This is a genomic window from Bifidobacterium sp. LH_417 (assembly GCF_056357035.1).
The window spans coordinates 23613-50155 of record NZ_JBKEVI010000020.1 but is presented as its reverse complement, the minus strand read 5'-3'; the positions used below and the strand labels follow the sequence as shown (position 1 = coordinate 50155).

Annotated in this window: 21 protein-coding genes and 1 tRNA gene; 19 read left to right on the top strand and 3 right to left on the bottom strand. The window is 65.8% G+C overall.

The features are described from left to right. The first annotated feature begins 2384 nt into the window (after nt 1–2384). The 8 genes from secY to rplQ all read left to right on the top strand — a co-directional run bounded on the left by secY (nt 2385) and on the right by rplQ (nt 7628). Nucleotides 2385–3719, top strand: a complete 1335-nt coding sequence (gene secY, locus AC1AYR_RS10185; RefSeq protein ID WP_476512475.1) for a preprotein translocase subunit SecY — start codon at nt 2385–2387, stop codon at nt 3717–3719. A 109-nt stretch (nt 3720–3828) separates the two neighbouring features. Then, nucleotides 3829–4395 carry an adenylate kinase gene (locus AC1AYR_RS10180; RefSeq protein WP_476512476.1) on the top strand — a complete coding sequence of 189 codons (567 nt, stop codon included), beginning with the start codon at nt 3829–3831 and terminating at the stop codon, nt 4393–4395. Between the two features lie 201 nt (nt 4396–4596). After that, nucleotides 4597–4815 (top strand): translation initiation factor IF-1, encoded by a 219-nt coding sequence (gene infA / locus AC1AYR_RS10175; RefSeq protein WP_004268611.1) that lies wholly within the window; start codon nt 4597–4599, stop codon nt 4813–4815. Nucleotides 4816–4835: 20 nt separating this feature from the next. Next, nucleotides 4836–4949: a 50S ribosomal protein L36 gene (gene rpmJ / locus AC1AYR_RS10170; protein ID WP_003814578.1), complete on the top strand. Its 114-nt coding sequence runs from the start codon at nt 4836–4838 to the stop codon at nt 4947–4949. Nucleotides 4950–5098: 149 nt separating this feature from the next. After that, nucleotides 5099–5476, top strand: a complete 378-nt coding sequence (rpsM, locus tag AC1AYR_RS10165; protein ID WP_034527264.1) for a 30S ribosomal protein S13 — start codon at nt 5099–5101, stop codon at nt 5474–5476. Nucleotides 5477–5566: 90 nt separating this feature from the next. Beyond that, nucleotides 5567–5968 carry a 30S ribosomal protein S11 gene (gene rpsK / locus AC1AYR_RS10160; RefSeq protein ID WP_034527262.1) on the top strand — a complete coding sequence of 134 codons (402 nt, stop codon included), beginning with the start codon at nt 5567–5569 and terminating at the stop codon, nt 5966–5968. 79 nt (nt 5969–6047) lie between these two features. Continuing rightward, on the top strand, nt 6048–7046 hold the full coding sequence (locus AC1AYR_RS10155; RefSeq protein ID WP_476512477.1) for a DNA-directed RNA polymerase subunit alpha: 999 nt from the start codon (nt 6048–6050) through the stop codon (nt 7044–7046). Between the two features lie 90 nt (nt 7047–7136). Continuing rightward, nucleotides 7137–7628 carry a 50S ribosomal protein L17 gene (rplQ, locus tag AC1AYR_RS10150; protein ID WP_476512478.1) on the top strand — a complete coding sequence of 164 codons (492 nt, stop codon included), beginning with the start codon at nt 7137–7139 and terminating at the stop codon, nt 7626–7628. Nucleotides 7629–8045: 417 nt separating this feature from the next. On the opposite strand, the gene AC1AYR_RS10145 is transcribed toward rplQ, so the two are convergent. Then, nucleotides 8046–9110 carry a tRNA pseudouridine synthase A gene (locus AC1AYR_RS10145; protein ID WP_476512479.1) on the bottom strand — a complete coding sequence of 355 codons (1065 nt, stop codon included), beginning with the start codon at nt 9108–9110 and terminating at the stop codon, nt 8046–8048. Nucleotides 9111–9535: 425 nt separating this feature from the next. Here AC1AYR_RS10145 and AC1AYR_RS10140 point away from each other — a divergent pair, with 425 nt between their 5' ends. The 8 genes from AC1AYR_RS10140 to AC1AYR_RS10105 all read left to right on the top strand — a co-directional run bounded on the left by AC1AYR_RS10140 (nt 9536) and on the right by AC1AYR_RS10105 (nt 19989). Next, entirely contained in the window at nt 9536–11719 is a 2184-nt protein-coding gene (locus AC1AYR_RS10140) for a circularly permuted type 2 ATP-grasp protein (RefSeq protein ID WP_476512480.1), read from the top strand. Nucleotides 11720–11790: 71 nt separating this feature from the next. After that, nucleotides 11791–12591: a transglutaminase family protein gene (locus tag AC1AYR_RS10135; protein WP_476512481.1), complete on the top strand. Its 801-nt coding sequence runs from the start codon at nt 11791–11793 to the stop codon at nt 12589–12591. 121 nt (nt 12592–12712) lie between these two features. Then, nucleotides 12713–12798: transfer RNA gene (locus tag AC1AYR_RS10130), tRNA-Ser, on the top strand. A 464-nt stretch (nt 12799–13262) separates the two neighbouring features. Further along, complete coding sequence (locus AC1AYR_RS10125; protein WP_476512482.1) at nt 13263–14249, top strand: glycerophosphodiester phosphodiesterase family protein; 987 nt, start codon at nt 13263–13265, stop codon at nt 14247–14249. 152 nt (nt 14250–14401) lie between these two features. Further along, a complete protein-coding gene (locus AC1AYR_RS10120; protein WP_150383651.1) occupies nt 14402–14791 on the top strand; it encodes a Rid family detoxifying hydrolase in 390 nt (129 codons plus the stop codon). An 86-nt stretch (nt 14792–14877) separates the two neighbouring features. Beyond that, the gene (locus tag AC1AYR_RS10115) at nt 14878–16302 is read left to right on the top strand and encodes an amino acid permease (protein ID WP_476512496.1); all 1425 of its coding nucleotides are present in this window, start codon (nt 14878–14880) and stop codon (nt 16300–16302) included. Nucleotides 16303–16399: 97 nt separating this feature from the next. Then, nucleotides 16400–18244, top strand: a complete 1845-nt coding sequence (gene argS, locus AC1AYR_RS10110; RefSeq protein ID WP_476512483.1) for an arginine--tRNA ligase — start codon at nt 16400–16402, stop codon at nt 18242–18244. A 5-nt stretch (nt 18245–18249) separates the two neighbouring features. Continuing rightward, entirely contained in the window at nt 18250–19989 is a 1740-nt protein-coding gene (locus AC1AYR_RS10105) for a diaminopimelate decarboxylase family protein (RefSeq protein WP_476512484.1), read from the top strand. Between the two features lie 58 nt (nt 19990–20047). On the opposite strand, the gene AC1AYR_RS10100 is transcribed toward AC1AYR_RS10105, so the two are convergent. Continuing rightward, the gene (locus AC1AYR_RS10100; RefSeq protein WP_476512485.1) at nt 20048–20569 is read right to left on the bottom strand and encodes a PTS sugar transporter subunit IIA; all 522 of its coding nucleotides are present in this window, start codon (nt 20567–20569) and stop codon (nt 20048–20050) included. A gap of 112 nt (nt 20570–20681) precedes the next feature. Beyond that, nucleotides 20682–22214 (bottom strand): N-acetylglucosamine-specific PTS transporter subunit IIBC, encoded by a 1533-nt coding sequence (gene nagE, locus AC1AYR_RS10095; RefSeq protein ID WP_476512486.1) that lies wholly within the window; start codon nt 22212–22214, stop codon nt 20682–20684. A gap of 357 nt (nt 22215–22571) precedes the next feature. On the opposite strand from nagE, the gene AC1AYR_RS10090 reads away from it, so the two are divergent. The 3 genes from AC1AYR_RS10090 to AC1AYR_RS10080 all read left to right on the top strand — a co-directional run bounded on the left by AC1AYR_RS10090 (nt 22572) and on the right by AC1AYR_RS10080 (nt 26446). Beyond that, complete coding sequence (locus AC1AYR_RS10090) at nt 22572–23888, top strand: homoserine dehydrogenase (protein ID WP_476512487.1); 1317 nt, start codon at nt 22572–22574, stop codon at nt 23886–23888. Between the two features lie 13 nt (nt 23889–23901). Beyond that, nucleotides 23902–24936 carry a homoserine kinase gene (locus AC1AYR_RS10085; RefSeq protein ID WP_476512488.1) on the top strand — a complete coding sequence of 345 codons (1035 nt, stop codon included), beginning with the start codon at nt 23902–23904 and terminating at the stop codon, nt 24934–24936. Nucleotides 24937–25003: 67 nt separating this feature from the next. Then, entirely contained in the window at nt 25004–26446 is a 1443-nt protein-coding gene (locus tag AC1AYR_RS10080) for a Maf family protein (RefSeq protein ID WP_476512489.1), read from the top strand. Nucleotides 26447–26543 lie beyond the last annotated feature (97 nt).

Here is a 26543-nt window from a genome sequence, read left to right as displayed (position 1 = left end):
CCCGGACCCGACCGGCAAACCCCCGGCCGGACGGCGAAGCACGCCCACCACGCACAACCCCTAACCCGATACATCACCCCGGCCACAAGTTGACAAAAACATAGGAACACCCCCTCCCGCTGGCGGGAGGTTGTGTGTTCGAGTCGTCCCCTGTATCTTCCTCCCGCTGGCGGGAGGTGGCGCGTAGCACCGGAGGGTGGACCCATGGGGAGTGATGCCTGTCCATGCTGCTGCAGTCTTCGTATCCACCGATCCCCTGCCGGCGGAACCACCCCCACCCGGCTCACACCGGGAGCCCCCGCCAGCGGGGGCGAAGAAACCGTGGCAGGCTAGACGGGAAGTAGAACACATGAGGCATGGCCTCCCTATTCTCCTCCCGCTGGCGGGAGGTGGCGCGCAGCGCCGGAGGGTGGTCGCGGGCCGGGTAGACCACGGTTTTGGTGTTCTTCGCATTATGGTGTGTATAGCCTCGCGCGGTTGTGATTTTCACCTCCCTCCCGCTGGCGGGAGGTGACAATCAGCGCTGGAGGGCGGTCGCGGGCCGGAATCCGATGTGTTCGCCACCGCTGTATGTCGCAGATGTACCACTATTCCCCTCCCGCTGGCGGGAGGTGGCGCATGGCGCCGGAGGGTGGTCGCGGGCCGGGTAGACCACGGTTTTGGTGTTCTTCGCATTATGGTGTGTATGGCTTCGCACGGTTGTGATTTTCACCTCCCTCCCGCTGGCGGGAGATGGCAATCAGCACCGGAGGGCGGTCGCGGGCCGGAATCCGGTGCGTTCGTCACTGCTGAGCCGGTTGTTCCAGGCGTGGGCCGGTCGGTTTCGTGGGCCAGCCGTTCCAGGCGTGGGCCAGCCGTTTTCGGGCGTGGACCAGCCGTTTTCGGTGTGTGTGCGGCGGACGCGCGCGGCGCGTGGCACCCTGTGCCCCGTGTTCCGGCCGGGCCTGCTCCACGACACGTGCCGGAGAGCCTGTTGTGGAGCAGCATACCGCAGCAACCCCCGTACAAACCCCTGTTTTCGACGTTCCCGGCCCGTAAAGTGCGCCACAACTCCCCGCAATCCCGGGTTCCGCCCCTGTTGTGGAGCGGGCCTGCTCCACAACAGCCGCCGGTATCGTTCCCACCGCGAGTCGTGGAGCAGCCGGGCCCTCAAATCGCGCCACAACTCCCACGAACCGCCTCCCGCAACCCAGTTGTGGCACACCACCGCGCCACAACACCATCCCCATATGCCGTTGTGGAGCGCCACCATCCCCGCAACATGATCCCCGCACGCCGTCGCGGCATACCACCATCCCAGCAGCTGCTCCATGGCACGGATCAGCGCAACGAGCGGAGCATCGCGGTCCCCCGCGGTGCGGACCGGTGCGGCGTCGTGGGGCATCATGGTCCCACGACACGCTCCCCGCATAATGTTGCGGCACCCCCCCCGGGGCGTGGATCGGCGCAGCGGGTGGAGTCCGAGAACGCCCCTTGGCCCGGAGCCGGCCGCCGCATCGCTCTAGGCGGCCGTTCCCGGCGTCACAGATCCCGGAGGCGATCGGCCTCGTCCGGAATCCGGGACGCCCCCGCCGCCCGGAGTCCCGGATTCGGGAAAACGGCCCTATCGTCCGGAATCCGGGACACTGGGAAAGACTCAGCATCCCGGATTACGGATGATGCCGCTCATCTCCGGAATCTGGGACGCTGGGAGCGGCTCAGCATCCCGGATTACGGACGAAGCCATTGTTCTCCGGAATCCGGGACATGCCCCCGTGGATCAGTGTCCCGGGTTCGGGATGATGGGGCGGTTCTCCGGGATTTGTGACGCCGGGGCGTATGCCGACGCGTATCGTCCCGCCGGGCGGGTACGGAGACTCCCCACCGAGGAGGAGAAGCGGTGACCCCGGACCGCGTGCCGGTCCGACGGGCGGCACCACAAGGAATGCTCGGCTTGTTCCCGCCGAGGCGTACGTCCCCGCAGGCCGGCAACGGCGGCAAACGGATACAGGGGCGTATAATCCGTGCCCCGGTATAAAGAAACGGGATCCCCGACATCCCGCACCCGGCACCACCCTCCGGCGCTGTGCGCCACCTCCCGCCAGCGGGAGGGGAATACGAAGGCGGCTCGCGCGTGCCACCTCCCGCCAGCGGGAGGGAAGATGGAATTGTAGCCGCGTGGCCCGATGCCGCACGGCTCGTGGCCGCCTTCCGGCGCTGCACGTCACCTCCCGCCAGCGGGAGGGGACGCGGAAATCGGAGCCGCACGGCAATGCATACTCCACTACGGGGGATCTTGTTAGCGCTAAGTAGGCACGATACGATATGCTCGTGCGTTAGCGTTCAAAATAATACGAACACATGAGCATAGTTGTAGCGCCTTGGGGCGCATGGGAGGATTCCAGGTGAGGACGTTAATCCAGGCCCTGAAGACGAAGGAACTGAGGAAGAAGATTCTCTTCGTCCTCTTCATCATCATCATCTATCGTATCGGTTCGTTCATCCCGACGCCGGGAGTGGACTACACCGTCGTGCAGAAGTGCGTGGCCACCCTGCAGGGCAGCCAGGAGAACTTCATCGGACTGGTGAACCTGTTCTCCGGCGGTGCCATGCTCCAGTTGTCGATCTTCGCACTGGGTGTCATGCCGTACATCACCGCGTCCATCGTCGTGCAGCTGCTGCGCGTCGTCATCCCTCGCTTCGAGGCCCTGCATAAGGAAGGACAGTCCGGCGAGGCGAAGCTGACGCAGTACACCCGATACCTCACCATCGGTCTGGCCGTGCTGCAGTCCACCACGATCCTCGTCACCGCCCGCTCCGGCGCGCTGTTCAACTACGCCTGCTCCCAGGTCATCCCGGACGGCTCCGTGTGGAACCTCATCGTCATGGTGCTCGTCATGACCGGCGGCACTGGTCTGATCATGTGGATGGCCGAGCTCATCACCGACAAGGGCATCGGTCAGGGCATGTCCGTGCTCATCTTCATGTCCATCTGCTCCGGCTTCCTGCCGCAGCTGTGGGAGATCGGCTGGGGCACCAACGGTAGCGACGGCGACTGGACCAAGTTCGCCATCGTCGTGTCCGTGCTCGTCGTCATCCTCATCTTCGTCGACTTCGTCGAACTGTGCCAGCGCCGCATCCCGGTGCAGTACACGCGCCGCATGATCGGCCGTAAGATGTACGGCGGCTCCTCCACCTACCTGCCGCTCAAGATCAACATGTCCGGCGTCATCCCGCCGATCTTCGCCTCGTCGATCCTCGCGATTCCGACGCTCATCGCGCAGTTCGGCAAGTCCGACCAGAGCTGGGTCAAGTGGATTAACGCCAACCTGGCGGACACCACCAGCGTGTGGTACATCGCGCTGTACGCGCTGATGATCGTGTTCTTCTGCTTCTTCTACACGGAGATCACGTTCAACCCGGACGAGACCGCCGACAACATGAAGCAGTACGGCGGCTTCATCCCCGGCATCCGCGCCGGCAACGCCACCAGCCGTTACCTGAGCTACGTGATGAACCGACTCAACACGGTGGGCGCCGTCTACCTGCTGTTCGTCGCGCTCATCCCGACCGTCCTCATCATGGCCCTCGGCCTCAACACGCAGCTGCCGTTCGGCGGCACGACGATCCTGATCATCGCGGGCGTCGGCCTCGACACCCTGCGCCAGGCCAAGGCTCAGACCGAGCAGTTCCAGTACGCCGGATTCCTGCTCGAGGACATCGACCACAAGGAAGGCTGAGTCCTTCCCGGGAGTCCTTCCCGGGAGTCCTTCTTCAGGGGCGTCTTCCTCGTCAGGAGGGTGACGCCCCGCCAACCATCAACCGCAACATACGAGACAGGAGCACGACATGCGTCTTCTCATCATGGGCCCGCAGGGCGTCGGCAAGGGCACCCAGGCCGCGCTGCTCGCCGAGCACTACGGCATCCCCGCCATCTCCACCGGCGACATCTTCCGTGCCAACATCAAGGGCAAGACCGAGCTGGGTCTCAAGGTCATCGCGTACACCGACAAGGGCGAACTCGTGCCGGATGAGCTGACCAACTCGATCGTCAAGGATCGTCTCGCCCAGGACGATGCCAAGAACGGCTGGATTCTCGACGGCTACCCGCGCAACGCCTCCCAGGTCGAGGCGCTGGACGCCATCCTCGCCGAACTCGGCACTCCGCTCGACGCGGTCGTCGCGCTCGACGCCGATCACGACGTCCTCATGCAGCGCATCGCCAAGCGCGCCGAGGAGCAGGGCCGCACCGACGACAACCCGGAGGCCATCGCCAAGCGTCTCGCCACCTACGCGAAGGAGACCGCCCCGCTGCTGGACACCTACCAGTCCCGTGGCCAGCTGGTCGCCATCGACGGTGTCGGCGAGATCGACGAAATCCAGAAGAACATCGTCGCCGCGCTCGACGCCCGCTGAGCGTGACGCGCGCGGGCATCGTGCGTAACGCGATAAGCGACGCGCGACGCACGTAACGCGCGCATATACCATACGACTGAAGAGCCGGACGAAATGACACGCCGAGTGTCTATTTCGTCCGGCTCTTCGCTATTCTAGTAACTTGGTGTGTCTTCGGATACGTCAATGTAATGCAACCAACGAAACGGAAGCCGGGAGCTCATGGCAAAAGACGGTGTGATTGAAGTCGAAGGTAGGGTGGTCGAAGCGCTGCCCAACGCGATGTTCCGCGTTGAACTCGAAAACAAGCACATCGTGCTGGCCACCATTTCCGGAAAGATGCGGAAGAACTACATCCGCATCCTCCCGCAGGACCGCGTCGTGCTCGAGATGAGCCCGTACGATCTCAACCGCGGTCGCATTACGTACCGTTACAAGTAAGGTACAAGCAAAGGATAACCATGAAGGTCAGCCCTAGTGTGAAGAGGATCTGCGAGAACTGCCGCGTGATCCGTCGTCACGGCCGCGTCATGGTGATCTGCACCAACCCGCGCCACAAGCAGCGTCAGGGCTGAGAGCAGATTCTCCAGCGGCACAATTGAAAATCAGGCGCTCACTCACAGTGCTTCCCGCAAGGGAACGACACTGAACCACGGGTACGTAGGCCCGTGCCGGAGAACCGGACGAGTGGGTGCAAGACCTACGTCAACCAGAAGGAATCGCAATGGCACGTCTTGCCGGAGTCGACATCCCCAATGAGAAGCGCATCGAGATCGCCCTCACCTACATCTTCGGTGTGGGTCGCACTCGTGCGAAGGAAACGCTTGCCGCGACCGGTATCAACCCGGACATTCGCGTCAAGGATCTGACCGACGAGCAGCTGATCACGCTGCGTGACTACCTCGAGGCCAACTACAAGATCGAGGGCGATCTGCGTCGTGAGATCGACGCGGACATCCGTCGCAAGATTCAGATCAACTGCTACCAGGGCCAGCGTCACCGCAGGGGACTTCCTGTGCGCGGCCAGCGCACCAAGACCAACGCCCGCACCCGCAAGGGCCCGAAGCGCACGGTCGCCGGAAAGAAGAAGGCCACCAAGTAGTAGGTGGCATTGGCACGGGCCACGGGGCAACACCCATCGCCTGCGCCGCAACCCCAAGCAAACAAATTCGTTACTAGGAAACGAGGGTCAATGGCAGCGCCTAAGCAAGCCGCTCGTAAGCCCGCTCGTCGCCGCGATCGCAAGTCGATCCCGGTGGGCCAGGCTCACATCAAGTCCACTTTCAACAACACGATCATCTCGATCACCGATCCGTCCGGCGCGGTTGTGTCCTGGGCGTCCGGTGGCGACGTCGGCTTCAAGGGCTCCCGTAAGTCCACGCCGTACGCTGCTGGCATGGCCGCCGAGTCCGCCGCCCGCAAGGCGATGGAGCACGGTGTCAAGAAGGTCGATGTGTTCGTCAAGGGCCCGGGTTCCGGTCGTGAAACCGCCATCCGTTCCCTGCAGTCCGCTGGTCTCGAGGTCGGTTCCATCACCGACGTCACCCCGCAAGCGCACAACGGCGTTCGTCCTCCGAAGCGTCGTCGCGTCTGAGCACTACTAGACAATATTCATCCAACCCGCTGTTGGTCCGGTGAGTGCACCACCGGCCAAAAGCTGAAAGGATACCACAGTGCTTATTGCACAGCGTCCGACTCTTACCGAGGAATCGCTGAACACCCAGCGCTCCCGCTTCACCATCGAGCCGCTCGAACCGGGCTTCGGCTACACGCTTGGCAACTCGCTGCGCCGCACCCTGCTGAGCTCGATTCCGGGAGCCGCTGTGACTTCGGTGCGTATCTCCGGTGCCCTGCACGAGTTCACCACTCTGCCGGGCGTCCAGGAGGACGTGACTGAGATCCTGCTCAACATCAAGGGCATCGTGCTCACCAGCGAGTACGACGAGCCTGTCGTGATGTACCTGCGCAAGAGCGGCAAGGGCGAGGTCACCGCCGGTGACATCACCCCGCCGGCGGGCGTGACCATCGCGAACCCGGACATGCACATCGCCACCCTCGCCGAGGACGGCGAGCTCGAGATCGAGTTCACCGTCGAGCGTGGCCGTGGCTACGTGCCGGCTGCGATGAACAAGCAGGACAATGACGAAATCGGTCGTATCCCGGTCGATTCCATCTACTCCCCGGTGCTCAAGGTGAGCTACAAGGTCGAGGCGACCCGTGTGGAACAGCGCACGGACTTCGATAAGCTCATCCTGGACGTGGAGACCAAGCCGGCCATCTCCCCGCGTGACGCGGTGGCTTCCGCCGGTTCCACCCTGGTGGAGCTGCTCGGCCTGTGCCGTGAGCTCAACACCCAGGCCGAAGGCGTCGAGGTCGGCCCCGCCCCGGTGGCGGAGGAGTCCAACCCCGAACTCGCCGTGCCGATCGAGGATCTCAACCTCACGCAGCGCAGCTACAACTGCCTCAAGCGCGAGGGCATCCACACCATCGGCGAGCTGGTCTCCCACACTGAGCAGGATCTGCTCGATATCCGCAATTTCGGCATGAAGTCCATCGATGAGGTCAAGGAGAAGCTCCAGTCTCTGGGCATGTCCCTGAAGGCCTCCCCGCTGGGTGGCTTCGATGCCAACAATCTCGAAGGCGGCACCTTCTTCTCGCCTGAAGACGAGTGAGAACCCGTTAGCCGAATTCGACCAACCGTCCGACCGGTTCGGATGTTCGGGCCACTGCCCACCTGAACCGGCCTGACATAAGGAGTTACTATGCCCACACCTAAGAAGGGCCCGCGTCTGGCCTCCAGCCCGGCGCACGAGCGTCTGATGCTCGCGAACATGGCCACCAGCCTGTTCCAGAACGGCCGCATCGTCACCACGCTGCCGAAGGCCAAGCGCCTTCGTCCGCTGGCCGAGCGCCTGATCACCTTCGCCAAGCGCGGTGATCTGCACTCCCGCCGTCGCGTGATGCGCGTCATCCGCAACAAGTCCGTCGTGCACGTGCTGTTCACCCAGATCGCCGAGCAGATGGAGCAGCGTGAGGGTGGCTACACCCGCATCGTGAAGATCGCCCCGCGCAAGGGCGACAACGCGCCCGCCGCCATCATCGAGCTCGTCACCGAGCCGGTGAGCAAGAAGCAGGCCGTCGTGAAGGAAGCCGAAGCCGCCGCCAAGTCCGCCGAGACCGAGGCTCCGGTTGCTGAGGCTCCGGCCGAGACCGCTGCCGAGGCCACCGAGGCTCCGGCCGAGCAGGCCGAGTGAGTCGCTAGCATATAGCGTCAGCTGACTCGACGTTAAGGGGTCGGGAATCCATCCGGGTTCCCGACCCCTTTCGCGTATCCGCCCCGTTCACCACTTCCTCCCGTTCCCCACTTCCTCCCGCTGGCGGGAGGTGGCGCGTAGCGCCGGAGGGTGGTCACGGGGACGGCGGAGGGTGGTCACGTGGTACTGGCGAGAGCTGGCATGGGTGTTTCACTCTGTTTCGGTCACCTCACCCACGTCCTCCCGCTGGCGGGAGGTGGCGCGTAGCGCCGGAGGGTGGTCACGGGGACGGCGGAGGGTGGTCGCGGAGCGGAGTACCGGAGTGCGACCACGGGGACGGAGACGCCGCGCCGGTAGCCGCGTCGCAGGCCAGAACGCCAGTTATCCGGCAGTATCTACCAGCAGTATTCCCAGTACCTACGGCAGCGTCCGCACGGCGCGGATCGCCTCGGCACGGGAGGCGAGCTCGCTGTCGGCCGGGTAGGCGACGTGCTCCAGCGTCAGTCCCTGCGGCGCGATCGGACCCGTCGATCCCTCGCGCTTCGGCACGGCCATCTTCCCCGCGAACCAGTCGAGGTCGCGTTTGCCGATTCCCACCGCCACGCACGCGTTGACGAGCGAACGCACCATGTTGCGTGCGAACGCGTCGGCCACAATCGTGAAGCATACGAGCCCTGATTCCAGCGTCGGCGTCACATATCCGCGCATCACGTCGACATCATCGATTCCAGTCGCAGCGGAGGCACCGGTGCCGTTCGCTGTTTCCGTCATTCCCGACGCATCCGTCATCGTTCCGTTCGTTCCCGTCGTCCCGTTCGTTCCCGCGAATCCGGTTCCGGTCATCGCCGCCGCGGCATCGTGCGCCGGCACCAACGGGCGCGACGGTACGCGCGTCCAGTACGCGCGCTTCACCTCGCGGATCGTCGTGCCACCCGGATTCGGCGTCGCGAACGAACCGAAATCATGCAGTCCGAGCGTCATCGCCGCCGCCCGGTTCATCGCGTCCAGGTCGAGCGCGTCGTCGATGTGCAGCACGCAGCCGCGCAGTCGCGGATCGACCTCGCTCGACCGATCGGCGATCCGGTAGACGTACGTGCGTTCCAGCGCGGAGAACCGTGCGTCGAAACCGTCCGGCGCGACGGACACGCGATGAATCGCGATGTCCGTCGGCAGGAGTCGTTGCAGCCGGTGTTCGAGTGCGGTGACCGCCGGCACCTTCATGTGGCCGACAGCGCGTTGCAACGTCGTCTCGGTGATGTCGAGATGACAGACCTGGTGACTCGCGTGGACGCCCGTGTCGGTGCGTCCGGCGACGACGAGGCGCAGCGGCTCGTCCGGATCGTGCTCAGGTACGCGCAGCAGCTTGTGCAGCGCCGCCTCGATGGTGCCCTGCACGGTGCGGATGTTCGGTTGCGTGGCCCATCCGTAGAAGTCGCCGCCGTCATATGCCAGGTCGATGCGCAGTCGTGTCATAGCCGTCATAGCCTTCGAGTATACGGTCGCGCGGCGATGGGGGAGGGAATCGCGGCATAGCGCCAAAGAAAAGGAAACCTCTATAGTCGTGTACCCCCATTCTCGGCTGAGCTGAACCACCCTCCGACGCTACGCGCCACCTCCCGCCAGCGGGAGGATTATGAGAATCACCGCGCACGGTCTATGCACACCATAATGCGAGAAGCCGCTTTGGCAGTGCCGCGAATCTGGGATGCCGTGAGGCCGGCCGCTGGGACTGCGATGGCCGGCTGGGCAGCGACGGCCGCGAAACCAGTGCGGAACCAGCGCGGCGCGGCAAAACGCGGCGCGGCGAAGTGACGTGTTCGTAACATTGGCGCGCGTTTGCTGAAACCGGTGTTCCCTACGGTGAGTCGGGTACGTAACGATAGACCCATCACAAGGAAAGTGGCACGATGATTGAATCGGCGGCGAGCAGGCTTGCGGCGGAACTGGTGGCGCGGCGTGAGGAGATCAACCGCGAACTGAGCCGCAACGGCGTGCGCTTCGGCGTGTATAAGAACGGCGTCTACAAGGATCGTCTGTTCCCCTACGATCCGATTCCGCGCGTCATCGAATCGGACGAGTTCGACGAGCTGGAGGCTGGTCTCAAGCAGCGCGTCAACGCGCTCAACGCCTACCTGAAAGACATCTATTCGGAGAAGCGCATCATCCACGACGGCGTCGTGCCCGAGGAGTTCGTGTACACGTCCGCCGGCTACTATCCGCAGGTCAACGGCGTGACGCCTCCCGGCGGCGTGTTCGCGCACATCGCCGGCGAGGACCTCGTGCAGGGCGAGGATGGTCGTTGGTGGGTGCTGGAGGACAATCTGCGCATCCCGTCGGGCGCGAGTTACCCGCTGTTCGCGCGTGACATCGAACGGCGCACGAATCCGCGCCTGTTCCGCGAAGTGCACGTGCGCGACAACCGCGACTACCCGCGTCTGCTGCGCAAGTCGATGGATTTCGTCTCCACCGAAGGCATCGCCGTGGTGCTCACGCCGGGGCGCTACAACTCCGCGTTCTTCGAGCACGCGTATCTGGCCGAGCAGACCGGTGCGACGCTCGCTTTCCCCGAGGATCTCGAGGTCGTCGAGAACAAGCTGTTCTTCTTGGATTATGCGGGCAATCGTCATCGCGTGGGCGTCGTCTACCGCCGCCTCGCCGACGACTTCCTCGACCCGTTCGCGTTCAACCCGGATTCGGTGATCGGCGTGCCGGGACTGCTGTCCGCCTACCGCGCCGGCAACGTGGCGATCGTCAACGCGCCCGGCAACGGCGCGGCCGACGACAAGGCCATCTACTACTTCGTGCCGCGCATGATCAAGTACTACCTGAACGAGGAACCGATCCTGCACAACGCGCCCACCTACATGCCGATGTTCGAGAAGGACCGCAAGGAGGTCCTCGACCGCATGGGAGAACTCGTCATCAAGGACGTGGCCGAGGCTGGCGGTTACGGCGTGGTCTTCGGCCGTGATCTCGACAAGGCGAAGCGCGAGGAGCTGGCCGACAGGATCAAGACCGATCCGCGCCGGTTCATCGCGCAGGAGATCATCCAGTTCCGCGACATCGACGTGGTCGATCCGGCTACGGGGGAGCGGAGTCCGCGCAAGTGTGATCTGCGTGCGTTCGTCGTGACCGGCCAGAACACGCATGTGTGGTATTCCGGTCTGACCCGCTACTCGTCGGTGCCCGGTCAGATGATCGTCAATTCCTCGCAGGGCGGCGGCTTCAAGGATACGTGGGTGCTCGCGCCCGAGGATGGCAGCAAGGATTTCGCCCGCAGCGCGGATATCGAATCGGTGAACCTCATGCCGCACGCGCGCAAGCATTCCCTGCAGCTCGTCACCGCCTCCAAGGCGGACAACCTGTACTGGCTGGGCCGCTACACGGAGCGCGCGTTCACCACGCTCGTGCAGTTCTTCCCGTTCTACGACCGCGTGATGGATGAGAATCCGGACGCGTTCCGCCCGTTCGCCCGCGCGCTCGATCTGCCGGAGGATTTCGAGGACTTCGACTCGTTCATCCACTCGTTCCTCTACGACGGCACGAATCCGGATTCGGTGCGTTCCGCCATCGTGGCCGCGTTCAACAACGCGGTCATCCTGCGTCCGGAACTCACGTCGCGTCTGCTGCAGTACGTGGAACTCGCGATGACGAACATCACCGACGCCGCGGATCGTTCCGCCAGTGCGGAGGACATCTACACGCAGCGCGACATCGCCGACGACATGCTCGCCTTCTGGGGCGGCATCGAGAACTCGGCGGCGGACATGACGCTCAAGGCGTTCATCTTCATCGGCAAGTACATCGAGCGCATCGACCTGTACACGCGTTTCGGCATGCCGATGGCGGAGATGGAGGCGCCGCTCAGGAAGCTGGAGACCTACGCGCATGCGCTTGACGGCATGCCGTTGCCGCAGTGCTTCGCGGAGGGCGTGAGCTGGCTGCTCGGGCAGCTGCCGCAGCGCGGATACCCGGAGTTGAACGGCCGTCTGCAGGAGTTCCTCAGTGATTTCGGCCGTCGTTCCATCCACGGCGACATCAAGGACGGCAGTTCGTTGAGTTCGATGAACATGGACGCGCGCCGGCCGTGACATGCGTCACACTGGTAAAGTTGGAAGACAGTATGTCGTCCTTTGCCGTCCACTTTCCCGGAGCCTGAAGCATGAAAAAACTGGTGTTTGATTATGAGATGAAGCTCAGCTTCAGCTCACCGGTCACCGACCACCGGTTCCAGTTGCGGTGCATCCCCGCCACCGGCCCGCGCCAGCAGGTCGTGGACGTGGAGATCGACATCGAACCGGACGTGGAGTTGGAGACCACCATCGACTCGTTCGATTCGGTCGTGAAGACCGGGTACATCCCCGAGCCGCATGACGTGTTCAACTACAAGGTGACGGGCATCGCGTTCGTCGACAACGCGCATATCAAGCCGGAGATCTACAAGCCGCTCTACCGCTTCGACTCCGCGCTGACGATTCCTGGTCCGGCGGTCGAGGCGCTGACGGCGATCTGCCGCAAGCGTCTCGCCGCCTTGCCGGACAGCGCCTCGCCGATCGACAAGGCGCGCGAGATCATGGACGAGGTGTTCCGCGCGTTCGTCTATACGCCCGGCTCCACGACGATCCGCACGACCGCCGAGCAGGCGTTGGAACAGCGCAAGGGCGTGTGTCAGGACTATGCGCATGTGATGCTGTCGGTCGCGCGCCACTGCGGCCTCATCGCGCGCTACATCGCCGGCCTGCTGGGCGGCGAGGGCGCGACGCATGCGTGGGTGGAGATCTACCACAACGGACGGTGGATCGGTCTCGATCCGACGCATAACCGTATGGTCGACGACAACTACATCACGATCGCGCACGGACGCGACTACCGTGACTGCATGCTTGACATCGGCATCTTTTCCGGATACGACGTCAAGCAGAGCCAGTGGGTCAACGCGTCGGTTCACGAGCAGGAGCTGTAGGTTCGGCTGTTGCGTCGTGCGGCGAGTTGGGGTGCGTGTGCGCGATTCATGCGACGCGCTGTGATTTGCATATCGGACGAACATGCTTATAATGAACAGGTTGCGTTTTCACGCGACGAATGGATAAGTGTCCGAGCGGTCTAAGGAGCACGCCTCGAAAGCGTGTGAGGGCGAACCCCTCCGCGAGTTCGAATCTCGCCTTATCCGCGATATCGAGGGCTTCGGGTTTTCCCGAAGCCCTTTTCGTATTCCGGGGACCACCCTCCGGCGCTGCGCGCCACCTCCTGCCAGCGGGAGGAGACAGAGCCGGGGTCTCCGGTGCGGTGCCCTACCTCCGGCTTCTTCGCCACCTTGGCCCCCGCTGGCGGGGGCTCCCGGCGGAGTCGGGTGGGGGTGGTCTCCGAGCCACCCTCCGGCGCTGCGCGCCACCTCCCGCTGGCGGGAGGGATGAGAGGTACGTGCCGCCAGGGAAGGACACCTCCCGCCGGCGGGAGGGATGAGAGGTACGTGCCGCCCGGGAAAGACGCGTCCCGCCAGCGGGCGGGATGAGGGGTGGTGCGGGAACCCTGATTAATCCCTGAGATAACCATGATTGCACCATGAAACCGCGCCTATCGCCCATCCTCCGGGACCATAATGAATCCAGTCCGAATCGACTGGAGGTGACCGGAATGAGGAAGAGGAACATGCCCGCGGGCGACGCATCGCCGGAAGCACTGCCGCCCGTTCGTCCGGTTCGTCGTCGTGCGATCGCACATCTCGTCATACTGGTCGTATCACTCGCGTTGGTCGTCGTCGGCGCGGTCATGGCGGCCCCGCGTCGCCGCGACACATGGCGTGACTCGTGGACGGTCCGTCCGCTCGCCATCGCCCATCGAGGCGACGATTCCGCGCCCGAGAACTCGCTCCACGCCATCGCGAACGCCGGCGCGCGCGGCGCCGACTACGCCGAGATCGACATTCGCCTCGACGCGGACGGCACACCCGTCGTCTTCCACGACCAACGCACCGGAAGGCTCTCCGCGGACGGCCGGAACGTGCCCGTCGCATCGATGCACACACGCGAGCTGCAACGCATGCCGATGCGCCAGAACGGCGAATCCTTTCACATTCCCACGCTCGAACAGGCCATACTCGCCGCACAGCACACCAACGACCATCTCGGTCTGCTGCTGCATCTCAAAACCGACGACCGTCATGCGCCGCGCGTCACCGGCGCCGTCATGCGCCAGGTGGAACGCCGCGACTTCGCATCCCGTGTGATGATCATGTCCACGGACGATACCGCCATCCGAATCATCCATCGCGCGCACCCCGACTGGCTCGTCGGCAAATGCGTGAGCCCGGCCGGACATCCGCGGATCACATGGCCGCGTGGCGCCAGCTTCGTCGTCATGCGCGGCAACCGGCTCGACCCGGCCGTCGCCAGGCGGGCGGCACGCGACGGCATGCCCATCTACGCGGGCGTGAGCGGCGACTACCGGGAGGCGAACCGGTGTCTGCGCCTCGGTGCGAGCGGTGTGCTGGGCGACAGCGCGCGACGCCTCGGCCGCGTGGTCGACCGTCATGCGGTGCGCGTCGACGGACGTGACATGCGCGGCGGCGCCCACGCTCGCAATCGGGTCGATTCCACGCCGTGGGCGCATCCGCTGGCATGACCGCATGACGGGCACCACGTCCGCCCACGACACGCGTGCTCACTACACTGCTGGGTAATCGCTCGTGCGGTATCGGGCGAACAGGCCATGCAACAGGCCATGCAACAAGCCATGCAACAAGCCATGCATCAAGCAACCGAGAGGAGCACAAGATGAGCGAAAAGATGGAAGCGGTCGCGACCTCCGAGGCGCCGGCGGCGCTGGGTGCGTACAGCCAGGCGGTCAAGGCCAACGGATTCGTGTTCGTGTCCGGCCAGCTGGGCATCGATCCGGCCACCGGCGAACTGGCGGGCGATACCGCGGGCGAGCAGGCCGCACAGGCCCTCAAGAACATCAAGCACATCCTCGACACGGCCGGCACCGGCATCGAGCACGTGTGCCGCGCCACCATCTACCTGAAGAACGTGGAGGACTTCAAGGAGGTGGACGCCCGCTACGCCGAGGTGTTCATCGGCTCCGTGAAGCCCGCGCGCGTCGCGTTCGGCGGCAACGACATCCCCAAGGGCGCGCTCGTCGAGATCGACGCGATCGCCGTGCTGTGACCGAACCGTGACGCCTGTTGCGGGCGTTGGTATCATACGGTAGTCGCCGCATGACGACTGATACGGATGATGCAAGGAGTCCCAGCATGGCCCACGCCGGCAATTTCGACGACAACCAAGACACGGAGACCGGCGCGCAGACCGATTCCCCACACAGCGGCCTCGAACGCAAGATGGAGTCACGCCACCTGACGATGATCTCGCTCGGTGGCGTGATCGGCACCGGCCTGTTCGTCTCGTCCGGATACACGATTCATCAGGCCGGACCGCTCGGCGCGATCCTCGCGTACGCGGTCGGCTCCGTGCTCGTCTACTGCGTGATGGTCTCGCTCGGCGAACTGTCCGTCGCGATGCCGTACGCGGGCAGCTTCCACATGTACGCGAAGCGCTTCATTGGCCCCGGCACCGCGTTCGTGATCGCCGTGCTCTACTGGCTCAACTGGGCGGTGGCGCTCGCCAGCGAGTTCACGGCGGCGGGCCTGCTCATGCAACGCTGGTTCCCGGACAGTCCTGCATGGGTGTGGTCGGCGGTGTTCATCGCCGTCGTGTTCGCCCTCAATATCCTTTCCGTACGCCTCTATGGTGAAGCGGAGTTCTGGTTCGCGTCGATCAAGGTGTTCGCGATCGTCGCGTTCATCGTGATCGGTCTGCTTGCGATCTTCGGCGCGATTCCGATCGCCGGTGCCACGCACGCGCCGCTGTTCGGCAATTTCGTCGCCGACGGCTGGTTCCCGAACGGCTTCGCGCCCGTGCTCTCCACGCTGCTCACCGTCGTGTTCGCGTTCTCCGGCACCGAGGTGGTGGGCGTCGCGGCCGGCGAGACGAAGGATCCGAGCACGGCGATCCCGAAGGCCGTGCACACGACGGTGCTGCGCCTGGCGATCTTCTTCATCGGCTCGATCCTCGTGATGTCCGCGCTGATCCCGTGGCACCAGGCGGGCGTGGAGACCAGTCCGTTCGTGCTCGTCTTCCAGTCGATCGGCATGCCGTTCGCCGGCGACGTGATGAACTTCGTCGTGCTCACGGCCGTGCTGTCCGCCGCGAACTCCGGCCTGTACGTGTGCTCGCGCATGGTCTGGTCGCTCGCGAAGGAGCGGCTCATCCCCGCGCGGTTCGCGAAGACGAACTTCCGCGGCGTGCCCGTGTGGGCGGTGCTGTTCTCGATGGCCGGCTCGCTGCTCGCGCTGCTGTCGTCCGTGGTCGCCGCGTCCACCGTGTATCTCGTGCTGGTTGCGGTTTCGGGACTGGCGACGTTGGTCGTGTGGTTCTCGGTGTGCGTGTGCCACCTGCGGTTCCGGCGTGAGTGGCGGCGTGACGGGCATACGGTGGATGAGCTCGGCTACCGTGCGCCCGGATTCCCGGTATTGCCGTGGGTGGCGATCGTCATGTGCATCGGCGCGTTGGTGTTGGTCGCGCTCGACGACACCCAGCGGTCGACGCTCTACTACATGGTGCCGTTCGTCGCGCTGTGCTACGGCGGCTACCACCTGTTGGAGCGGCATCGACGCTGACCGAGGGAGATTCGACGCTGACCGGGGGGTGGCCGCCGCGGTTCGGCGGCGGACGGGTGATCATCGCTAAGTCGGCGTGCTCGGTATTCTTGGAAGAATGAATCCTGAAGCGTTGAGCGAACTCATTTCGCGTATTGCCCACGAGCTTGTCGCCGCCGGAAAGGCCGGTCAGCTCACCGAAGATCTCATCCCGCCGGTCGCCAAATTCGCCGTCATGCGTCCGAAGGACCGTGCGCACGGCGACTGGGCGTCGAACGCCGCGATGCAGCTCGCCAAGAAGGCCGGCATGAAGCCGCGCGATCTGGCCGACCTGTTCGCCGCCGAGCTCACCGCCGCCGACGGCGTCGCCAAGGTGGAGGTCGCCGGCCCCGGCTTCATCAACATCACCCTCGACTCCGCCTCCGCGGCGGCCGTCGTCGACGCGGTGCTCGCCGCGCCGCGCACCGGCTCCGGCGTCTCCGCGTTCGGCCGCAACGACCACCTCGGCGGCGAGACTCTGAACCTCGAGTTCGTCTCCGCCAACCCGACCGGTCCGATCCACATCGGCGGCACCCGCTGGGCCGCCACCGGCGATTCGATGGCCCGCGTGCTTGAGGCCAACGGCGCGAAGGTCGTGCGCGAATACTACTTCAACGACCACGGCGAGCAGATCAACCGCTTCGCCAAGTCCCTCGTCGCCGCCTGGGCGCACGATAACGACCTCGGCGCACAGGGCTACCAGACCGAGACCCCGTTCGACGGCTACAGGGGCGCGTACATCGACGAGATCGCCCGCCGCGTCGAGGCCGAGGCCAAGGCCGACGGCGTCGAGCTGACCGCGCTGCGGCACGAGGATCAGGGCCTCAACGCGGACGGCGAGCCGATCGGCGAATCCGACTCCGAGCTGCGCGAGGAGTTCCGCAAGCGCGCCGTGCCGATGATGTTCGACGAGATCCGCAAGTCGATGAAGGACTTCCACGTCGACTTCGACGTGTGGTTCCATGAGAACAGCCTCTACCAGGACGGCGAAGTGGAGCGCGCGATCGCCGAGCTGCGCGGCCGCGGCGACATCTACGAGAAGGACGGCGCCACCTGGTTCGCGTCCACCAAGCACGGCGACGACAAGGACCGCGTCATCATCAAGTCCAACGGCGAATTCGCGTACTTCGCCGCCGACATCGCCTACTACTGGAACAAGCGCCACCGCGCGCAGGACCCGGCCGACGTGGCGATCTACATGCTCGGCGCCGACCACCACGGCTACATCGGCCGCATGATGGCCATGTGCGAGGCGTTCGGCGACAAGCCGGGCGAGAACATGCAGATCCTCATCGGCCAGCTCGTCAACGTGATGAAGGACGGCAAGGCCGTGCGCATGTCCAAGCGCGCCGGCAACGTCGTCACCATCGACGACCTCGTCGACGCGATCGGCGTGGACGCCTCCCGCTACTCGCTCGCGCGCACCGACTACAACTCGCCGGTCGACATCGATCTCAACCTGCTCGCCTCCCACTCCAACGACAACCCGGTGTACTACGTGCAGTACGCGCACGCGCGCTCCTGCAACGTGGACCGCAACGCGGCCGCCTCGAACATCACCACGCAAGGCGCCGACCTCGGCCTGCTCGACACCGAGGCCGACGGCGAGGTGCTCGCCGCGCTCGCCCAGTGGCCGGCCGTCGTCAAGGAGGCCGGCGACAAGCGCGCCCCGCACCGCGTCGCCCGCTACCTCGAGGATCTCGCCGCCACCTACCACAAGTGGTACAACGTGGAGCGTGTCGTCCCGATGGACCTCACCGGACTCGAGGAGCGCGGCACCGAAACCGAACGTGAGGCCCTGCGCATCGCCAAGGCCCCCGAACCGGCCCGTGCCGCCGCCCGACTCAAGCTCAACGACGCCGTTCAGGCGGTCATCGCCTCCGGCCTCGACCTGCTCGGCGTCTCCGCCCCGGAAAAGATGTGATCGCCATGGCCATCACCCCGATCTGGCCGGCCGCCTCGGCCGTCGACCCCGAAACCGGCGCGCTCACCTTCCACGGGCGCACCGCCGCATCCCTGCTCGACGAGTTCGGCTCGCCGCTCTACCTCATCGACACCGACGAGGTGCGCGACCGCGCCCGCCACTTCGTCAAGGCCGCCGCGGACGCGTTCCACACGTCCACCACGCACGTGAGCTTCGCCGGCAAGGCGTTCCTCTCCAAGGAGATCGTGCGCATCGTCACCGAAGCGGGCATGCTCGTCGACACCTGCTCGATGGGCGAGATGAAGATCGCGCTCGCCGCCGGTGCCCCCGGACGTCGCCTCGTGCTCCACGGCAACAACAAGTCCGACGAGGAGATCGCGCTCGCCATTGAGGAGGGCTTCGCGAAGATCGTCGTCGACTCGCCCGACGAGCCGGCGCGCATCGCCGCCATCGCCGAAAAGCTCGGCAAACGCGCCAAGGTGATGCTGCGCGTCACCGCCGGCATCCACGCAGGCGGTCACGAGTACATCTCCACCGCACACGAGGATCAGAAGTTCGGCGTGCCGCTGCTGCCCGCCGGCGCGGACGCGGGCGTGCTCGGCGTGCTCGACACGCTCGCCGCCGAGCCGTCCGCGGCGACCCCGGCCGTGACCAACGCGCGGCTTGTGCAGGAGGACCACCCTCAGTCCGCTGCGCGGACAGCTCCCGCCAGCGGGAGCGGAGAGGGTGTTGATCCGGTTGCTGCGGACGCCAGCGGGAGCGGAGAGGGTGTTGGTCCGGTTGCTGCGGACGCCAGCGGGAGCGGAGAGGGTGTTGGTCCGGTTGCTGCGGACGGTGCGGAGAAGACGCGCGAACTCCAGTACGACGTGAAGTACCCGTACGACTTGAGCCACGAGCAGGTCTCCGAGACCGACAAGGCGCTCGCCGCGGCGATGAGCACCGTGGCCGACGGCCCGGCGCTCGCCGTGCTCAAGGACATCCTCGCCCATCAGGACACGCTCGAACTGGTCGGCATCCACTCGCACATCGGCTCGAACATCCACGATGCGGACGCGTTCATCCAGGCCGCCAAGCGCATGATGCTCCTGCGGAAGACGTTCTACGCGACCGACGCGTACACGCTGCCGGAGGTCGATCTGGGCGGCGGCTACTCCGTCGCGTACACGGACGGCGAGGATTCGATGGACGTGCGCCGCGAGCTCACGCGCCTCGCCGAAGCGGTCACCGCGATCAACCGCGCGCTCGGCATGCCGGCTCCGGCGATCAGCTTCGAGCCGGGTCGTTGGATCGTCGCGCCCGCCGGCGTGACCCTCTACCGGGTCGGCACCATCAAGCCCGTGCATCTGTCCGACGCGAAGGACTCCGCCGGCGAACCGATCGACGAACGCGTGTACGTGTCCGTCGACGGCGGCATGAGCGACAACATCCGTCCCGCCCTGTACGGCGCCGACTACACGGCCCGTCTCGCCAACCGCAAGGGTTCCGACGAGACGATGCTCGCGCGCGTCGTCGGCATGCACTGCGAGTCCGGCGACATCGTCGTGCACGAGGTGCGGCTTCCCGCCGACCTGAAGCGCGGGGACGTCCTCGCCGTGCCGGTCACCGGTGCGTACGGCCGCACGATGGCGTCGAACTACAACCAGGCGTTGATTCCGGCGGTCGTCGGCGTGGGGGAGAGTGGCGCGCACGTGATGCTGCGCCGCCAGACCATCGACGATCTGCTCGCCCTCGACGTGAGCGAGTGAGCATAGCAATGGGCCTCCCCGAGGGAGGCCCATTGTCGTAGAACGTCCGGCAATCCGGTCACTTCGTCGTCATCGTACCGAGCTTCTGACCGGCGGCGACGGTGTGGCCGACGGTGTCGACGTCGAGCGAGGCGATTGATTCGGGATTCGTGAACACGACGATCACGTCGGTCGGTTTGCCGGCCGCCTTCACCGCCTCCACGTCGACGCGTTCGATCGGCTTGCCCGCGGTGACGGTCTGACCGGCCGCGACGAGCAGGTCGAACGGCGCGCCCTTGAGCTGCACCGTGTCCACGCCGATGTGGACCAGCACCTCGACGCCGCCCGGCGTGGTGATGCCCACCGCATGCTTCGCGTCCGCGATCGTCGTCACCGTGCCCGAAACCGGCGCGACGACGGTGCCGGAGGATGGCGTCACACCGAACCCGTCACCGAGAATCTTCGCGGCGAACGTCTCGTCGGGCACTTCCTCGACCGGCTTGATGACGCCGTCCACTGGCGCGACGATCGTGATCGGGGCGGGGGAGTCGGGATCCTTCGCGGCTTCGGGCTTATGGAACAGGTTCGAGAACAATCCCATGGAAATCCTCCTTGACGATGGGACGCGGATACGTTGCACACCATCGTACGCCACGAAGGCCGCCCTTTCAGGGAAGGAACGGCCTTCATGGCGCACGATGCGCGCCGGACGGTCACGCCTTGCGGTGGATCTCCTCCATCGCGTCGGCCACGGCCTGCACCTGCGTGCCGACCACCACCTGGATGTTCTTGTCGTCCATCACCTTGACGCCGGGCACGAGCTTGCGGATCGCGTCCACATCCACCTTGGAGGTGTCTTCGACGCCCATGCGCAGACGGGTCACGCAGTTCTCGATGTCGACCACGTTCGCCTTGCCGCCGAGCAGCTCGTAGAGCTTCGCGGCGAGCGTCGCCTCCTTATCGCCGGCCTTGGCGGCAGCGGCCGCGGGAGCCGAATCCTCGAGCGCGGAGGAGGAGATGGCCTCGTCGTCGTCACCACGGCCCGGGGTCTTCAGGTCGAACTTCCTGATCATGAAATCGAACACGAAGTAGTAGATGACCGCGAACACGAGACCCTGCACGAGCAGCATCACCGGCATGTGGGCGCGCGGCACGTTGAGCGACAGGAACCAGTCGATGAAACCGGCGGAGAAGTTGAACCCGGCGATCCACTGGAACGAGGCGGCGATGAACACCGACAGCGCGGTGAGCAGCGCGTGCACCACGTACAGCGGGAACGCGGCGAACATGAAGGAGAACTCGAGCGGCTCGGTCACGCCGGTCAGGAAGGCGGCCAGACCGCCCGCCAGCATCAGCGAGCCGACGGCCTTCTTGTTCTGCGGCTTCGCGTTCTTGTAGATCGCGAACGCGCCGGCCGGCAGACCGAACATCATGATCGGGAAGAAACCGGCCTGGTACATGCCGGTCACGTATTCGCCCCACGGGTGGAAGCCGCCGGTCGCGACCACGGCCGCGGTCTTGCCGTCAAGACCGCCCGTGCCGCTCCAGAACTTGGTGATGTCGTCGATGCCGGCCAGGTTGAACCAGAACACGTTGTTGAGCGCGTGATGCAGGCCGGTGGGGATGAGCAGACGGTTGAAGAACGCGTAGATGCCGGCGCCGACCGCGCCCATGCCCATGATCGCCTCGCCGAAGGAGACCAGGCCGTTGTAGATGAGCGGCCACACGAACAGCAGCAGCAGCGACACGACGCTCATCAGCGCGGCCGTCAGAATCGGCACGCAGCGGCGTCCGGAGAAGAACGCGAGGAAGTCCGGCAGCTTCGTCTTATGGAACCTGTTGTACAGCGCGCCGGCCACGCAGCCGACCATGATGCCGAAGAACACGTTCTTGTTGCCGATGGCGCCCGGGGCGAACGCCGCCGGCGGATTCTCGGCGTCGAAGCCGAGGAACGCCGAGGCGGAGCCCATGATCGTCGTGACCGTCATGAATCCGACCAGACCGGACAGGGCGGACGCGCCGTCGCGCTCGCGGGCCATGCCGACCGCCACGCCGACCGCGAACAGCAGGCCGAGGTTGTCGAGGATGGCCGAGCCGGTCTTGCACAGGTAGGCGGCGATGACGTTGTTGCCGCCCCATCCGCTCGGGTCGATCCAATAGCCGATTCCCAGGAAGAGCGCCGCCGCAGGCAGGCATGCGACCGGCAGCATCAACGCGCGGCCGAGTCGCTGGATATAGGCTTTCATTACTTCATACCTCCCTCATTGCGAGGATCGTCGGCGGTGGGGTGGGTTCCCGTCTGCGTCGTCTTCGCCGCATCGCTCCGGCCCTCGTTGGCCGTGGCTCCCTGCTTCTCGGGCAGCACCGCTTCACCGGCAATGGTACGCCATGTCGGACATGCGTCACAAGCAATTCGTTAAGACCGTATACGTAAATGCGCGCCCGTCGTCGTCGGCGCTGCGACCGCGACGGCTACGGGCGTGTCGCCTCCCGTTTTCGGCAATCGTTTGCCGGAATATGTGCAAAGAAGGTTTCCTCCGGGCGTGTCGAAAAGGTTCCGTAGGATAGACGGAAAGATAGCCGTCCATCAGAAGGGAATTTCCGTGGCTGATCAGAACGCAACCCCCATCCGCGTCGGACTGCTGGGGGCCGGCACCGTGGGCTCGCAGACCGCACGTCTCATCGTCGAGCAGAAGGACGAGCTCGCCGCCCGCATCGGCCGCCCCATCGAACTGACCGGCGTCGCCTGCCTCGACCCGAAGGAGACCGAGAAGTTCCCGTGGATCGACCAGTCGATCGTCACCACCGACACGATGAGCGTCGCCACGAACTCCGACATCGTCATCGAGCTGATCGGCGGCACCACCGTGGCCCGCACGTTCGTGCTCGCCGCCATCGAATCCGGCGCGTCCGTCGTCACCGCGAACAAGGCGCTGCTCGCCAAGTACGGCCCCGAGATCTACGCGGCTGCCGAGGCCAAGGGCGTCGATATCTACTTCGAGGCGGCCGTGGGCGGCGCGATCCCGTTCCTGCGCCCGCTGCGCGAATCCCTCGTCGGCGACAAGGTGACGAGCATGCTCGGCATCGTCAACGGCACTACCAACTACATCCTCGACGAGATGACCGTCAAGGGCCTCCAGTTCGACGACGTCCTCAAGGACGCGCAGGCCAAGGGCTATGCCGAGGCCGACCCGACCGGCGACATCGAAGGCTACGACGCGGCCAACAAGGCCGCCATCATGGCCACGCTCGGCTTCCACACCTCCGTCACCATCGACGACGTGTCCGTCGAGGGCATCACGAAGATCACCGCCGACGACATCGCCGCCGCCACTGCCGAGCACAAGGTCATCAAGCTGCTCGCCGTCGTCGAGAACGGCGAGGCCGGCGTCTCCGCACGCGTCTACCCGGCGCTCATTGACGAGAACCATCCGCTCGCCTCCGTGCATGGCTCGTTCAACGCCGTGTTCGTCAAGGCCGAGGCCGCCGATGATCTTATGTTCTACGGTCGCGGTGCCGGCGGCGCGCCGACCGCCTCCGCCGTCGTCGGCGACGTCGTCACCGTCGCCCGCCACATCGCCGCCGGCTGCACCGGTCCGTCCATCCCGCTGTACAAGGATCTGAAGAAGGCGCCGATCAACGCGACGAAGGCCGCGTTCGCCGTGCGCTTCCTCATCCACGACAAGCCGGGCGTGCTCGCCGCCATCGCCACCGAATTCGCGAGGAACGGCGTCTCCATCAACGGCGTCAACCAGGATCTGAAGCCCTCGCTCAAGGCCCCGGGCTACGACGGCGAAGTCCAGCAGCTGCGCCTCGTCACCCATCTGACCGACGAGGTGACGCTGCGCGAGACCGTCAAGGCCGTCCAGCAGCTTGACTTCGTCACCGGCACGCCGTCCATCCTGCGCGTTCTCGACTGACCATAGAGGCATCATGAACCCCATCTGCAATCAGGTGCGCGTGCGCGTGCCGGCGACCAGCGCCAACCTCGGCTCCGGCTTCGACACGGTCGGTCTCGCGCTCGACTACCACGACGAGCTCACGTTCACGCTGAACGACGATCCGAGCGACGGCGTCGCCCACGTTATCATCCACGGCGAAGGCGAGGACACGCTGCCGCGCGACGAGACGCATCTCGTCGTCTCCACGTTCCGCCGCGCATGCGCCACGTTCGGCCTCGGCCGTCTCGGCTTCACGCTCGAGGCGACGAACAACATCCCGCAGGCCCGCGGCATGGGCTCGTCCGCCGAGGCGATCGTCGCCGGCATCGCCGCGGCCGCCGCGTTCGCGCAGCCCGGCGAGCTCAACCGCCCGGCCATCTTCGACATGGCCGCGCAGATCGAAGGTCATCCGGACAACGTGGCGCCCGCCGTGTTCGGCGGCCTCACCGTCTCCTGGGACTTCGAAACCGCGGAGGGCGTCGGCTCGGTCGCCATCCCCGGCGGCGATCCGCTGCACGGCGGCTTCCACACGGTCAACTACCCGGTCGACGAGGCGATCACCGCCGCCGTGTTCGTGCCCGACTACGAGCTGTCCACCGAGAAGGCCCGTCAGGCGCTGCCCGCCGAACTGCCGTACAAGGACGCCGTGTACAACGTCTCGCGCGTGGGCCTGCTGCCCGCCGCGATGAACCCGTCCTTGCTCGCCACGACCGGCGGGGCCGCCGGGGCGGAGGGCTCCGACGCCAGCCATGAGGCGAACGCGCTGCTGTTCACCGCCACGCAGGATCGTCTGCACCAGCCGTACCGCGGCGGGCTCATGCCGCCGTCCACCGAGCTGATTCGCCTGTTCCGGTCCAAGGGCTATGCGGCCGCCGTCTCCGGTGCCGGCCCGTGCGTGCTCGTCCTGCACTACGGCGACGCGCGCGAGGCCATCGACGAGATCGCCGCCGAGCAGCTCGCCTCCGGTCATTGGCGTGTCCTCCACCTGCCCATCAACACCGCCGGCGTCGAAGTCGAACGTCGGTAGTCCGTCGCGGCCACCCTCAGTCTCACTTGGTTCGACAGCTCCCGCCAGCGGGAGCGGAAAGGTATGTATGTCCATTCCGCTGATTCTCGCCTCGAAGTCGAAGCCGCGCCGCGACGTGCTGTACGCGGCGGGCGTGTGCCCGACGATCCGCGTCTCGCACGTCGACGAGCCGGCCGCGCTCGAGGCGGCGGCCCGCGAGGCCGGCGTCGCCGTCGACGATCTCACCATCGAACAGCGCGTGACGATCCTCGCCGGCGCGAAGGCCGAAGCCGTGCATTGCGCCTACCGCGACGTCGCCGCGACGGCCGCCGCCGCGACGGGGGAGCGCGTCATCGCGTACCCGTTGCGTGCGGACGGCGTGCGCGACGACGCGGACGACGCGGCCGCGCGCGCCGAAGCCGCCGACCCCGAGTCCATCGACTATTCGCGTGACGCGATCGCCACGACGCGCGACTTCTCCGGCGTGGACATGCCGACCGTCACCGAACCGATATCCAACATCATCGCCATGCAGCCGGGACTCACGCGCGCGACCGTCGGCCCGTTGATCGTCGGCTGCGATTCGATGTTCCTGCTCGACGGCGAATGCTACGGCAAGCCGCACAGCGTCGAGGTGGCGCGCGAACGGCTGCGGCGCATGAGCGGGACGACCGGGGAGCTGTGGACCGGGCACTGCGTGATCGACTTCGCGACCGGCCGTGTCGCGCGCGGCGCCAGCCACGCGACCGTGCGCTTCGGCGCGTTCACCGACCGCGACATCGAACGCTACATCGCGACCGGCGAGCCGCTGGAGGTCGCCGGATCGTTCACGCTCGAAGGCTTCGGCGGCGCGTTCATCGACTCGATCGACGGTGACCCGCACGGCATCATCGGCATCAGCCTGCCGCTGCTGAGGCGTCTCGTCGGCGAGCTTGGCGTCGAGTGGACCGACCTGTGGAACGTGGCGCGCGGCGAGGACCTGCCGGGTGTGCTCGACAAGGACGGCAACGAGATCCCGCCGAAGGAGAACGTGCACCAGCCGGGCGACGGCTGGGTGGACTGTGCGTGCGGACGCAAGCATTGGGGCACCAACGGCGCGTCCGGCGTGCTGCTCGCCCGCCGTGACGAGGCAAGCGGCGAGGTGACGCATGTCGTCATGCAGCATCGTGCGACATGGTCTGCGGAAGGCGGCACGTGGGGCATTCCGGGCGGTGCGACCGCGGACGGCGAATCGCCGATCGAGGGCGCGCTGCGCGAAAGCTACGAGGAGGCGAACATCACCCCCGAGGACATCGAGGTGGTCGGCTCCTACCGCGAGGACCACGGGCCGTGGGCGTACACCACCGTCTTCGCGTTCGAGAAACCGGGGCATCGCGTGGAGCCCAAGGCGAACGACGATGAAAGCCTCGGCATCGCATGGGTGCCGATCGACGACGTGCCGAACCGCCGCCTGCTCACCGCGATGAAGACCGACTGGCCGCGCTTCGCCGCACGCCTCAAGGCCCTCGCCGCGGCGAACCGCGCGCAGTAGAGGAGTCGGTTGGTCCTATACGGTCGCATAAGACGTGAGTATGGGATGACAAGAGGCCGTGTGCTGGGAATCGTGATGATTGCCAACACACGGCCTC

Bases quoted from the DNA above. Each gene is read 5' to 3' on its own strand.
- AC1AYR_RS10180 (WP_476512476.1), top strand. From the start codon at position 3,829: ATGCGTCTTCTCATCATGGGCCCGCAGGGCGTCGGCAAGGGCACCCAG.
- AC1AYR_RS10115 (WP_476512496.1), top strand. From the start codon at position 14,878: ATGGCCCACGCCGGCAATTTCGACGACAACCAAGACACGGAGACCGGC.
- AC1AYR_RS10120 (WP_150383651.1), top strand. From the start codon at position 14,402: ATGAGCGAAAAGATGGAAGCGGTCGCGACCTCCGAGGCGCCGGCGGCG.
- rplQ (WP_476512478.1), top strand. From the start codon at position 7,137: ATGCCCACACCTAAGAAGGGCCCGCGTCTGGCCTCCAGCCCGGCGCAC.
- AC1AYR_RS10080 (WP_476512489.1), top strand. From the start codon at position 25,004: ATGTCCATTCCGCTGATTCTCGCCTCGAAGTCGAAGCCGCGCCGCGAC.
- AC1AYR_RS10145 (WP_476512479.1), bottom strand. From the start codon at position 9,110: ATGACGGCTATGACACGACTGCGCATCGACCTGGCATATGACGGCGGC.
- AC1AYR_RS10125 (WP_476512482.1), top strand. From the start codon at position 13,263: ATGAGGAAGAGGAACATGCCCGCGGGCGACGCATCGCCGGAAGCACTG.
- AC1AYR_RS10140 (WP_476512480.1), top strand. From the start codon at position 9,536: ATGATTGAATCGGCGGCGAGCAGGCTTGCGGCGGAACTGGTGGCGCGG.
- infA (WP_004268611.1), top strand. From the start codon at position 4,597: ATGGCAAAAGACGGTGTGATTGAAGTCGAAGGTAGGGTGGTCGAAGCG.
- AC1AYR_RS10135 (WP_476512481.1), top strand. From the start codon at position 11,791: ATGAAAAAACTGGTGTTTGATTATGAGATGAAGCTCAGCTTCAGCTCA.
- argS (WP_476512483.1), top strand. From the start codon at position 16,400: ATGAATCCTGAAGCGTTGAGCGAACTCATTTCGCGTATTGCCCACGAG.
- rpsK (WP_034527262.1), top strand. From the start codon at position 5,567: ATGGCAGCGCCTAAGCAAGCCGCTCGTAAGCCCGCTCGTCGCCGCGAT.
- AC1AYR_RS10105 (WP_476512484.1), top strand. From the start codon at position 18,250: ATGGCCATCACCCCGATCTGGCCGGCCGCCTCGGCCGTCGACCCCGAA.
- rpmJ (WP_003814578.1), top strand. From the start codon at position 4,836: ATGAAGGTCAGCCCTAGTGTGAAGAGGATCTGCGAGAACTGCCGCGTG.
- rpsM (WP_034527264.1), top strand. From the start codon at position 5,099: ATGGCACGTCTTGCCGGAGTCGACATCCCCAATGAGAAGCGCATCGAG.
- nagE (WP_476512486.1), bottom strand. From the start codon at position 22,214: ATGAAAGCCTATATCCAGCGACTCGGCCGCGCGTTGATGCTGCCGGTC.
- AC1AYR_RS10085 (WP_476512488.1), top strand. From the start codon at position 23,902: ATGAACCCCATCTGCAATCAGGTGCGCGTGCGCGTGCCGGCGACCAGC.
- AC1AYR_RS10100 (WP_476512485.1), bottom strand. From the start codon at position 20,569: ATGGGATTGTTCTCGAACCTGTTCCATAAGCCCGAAGCCGCGAAGGAT.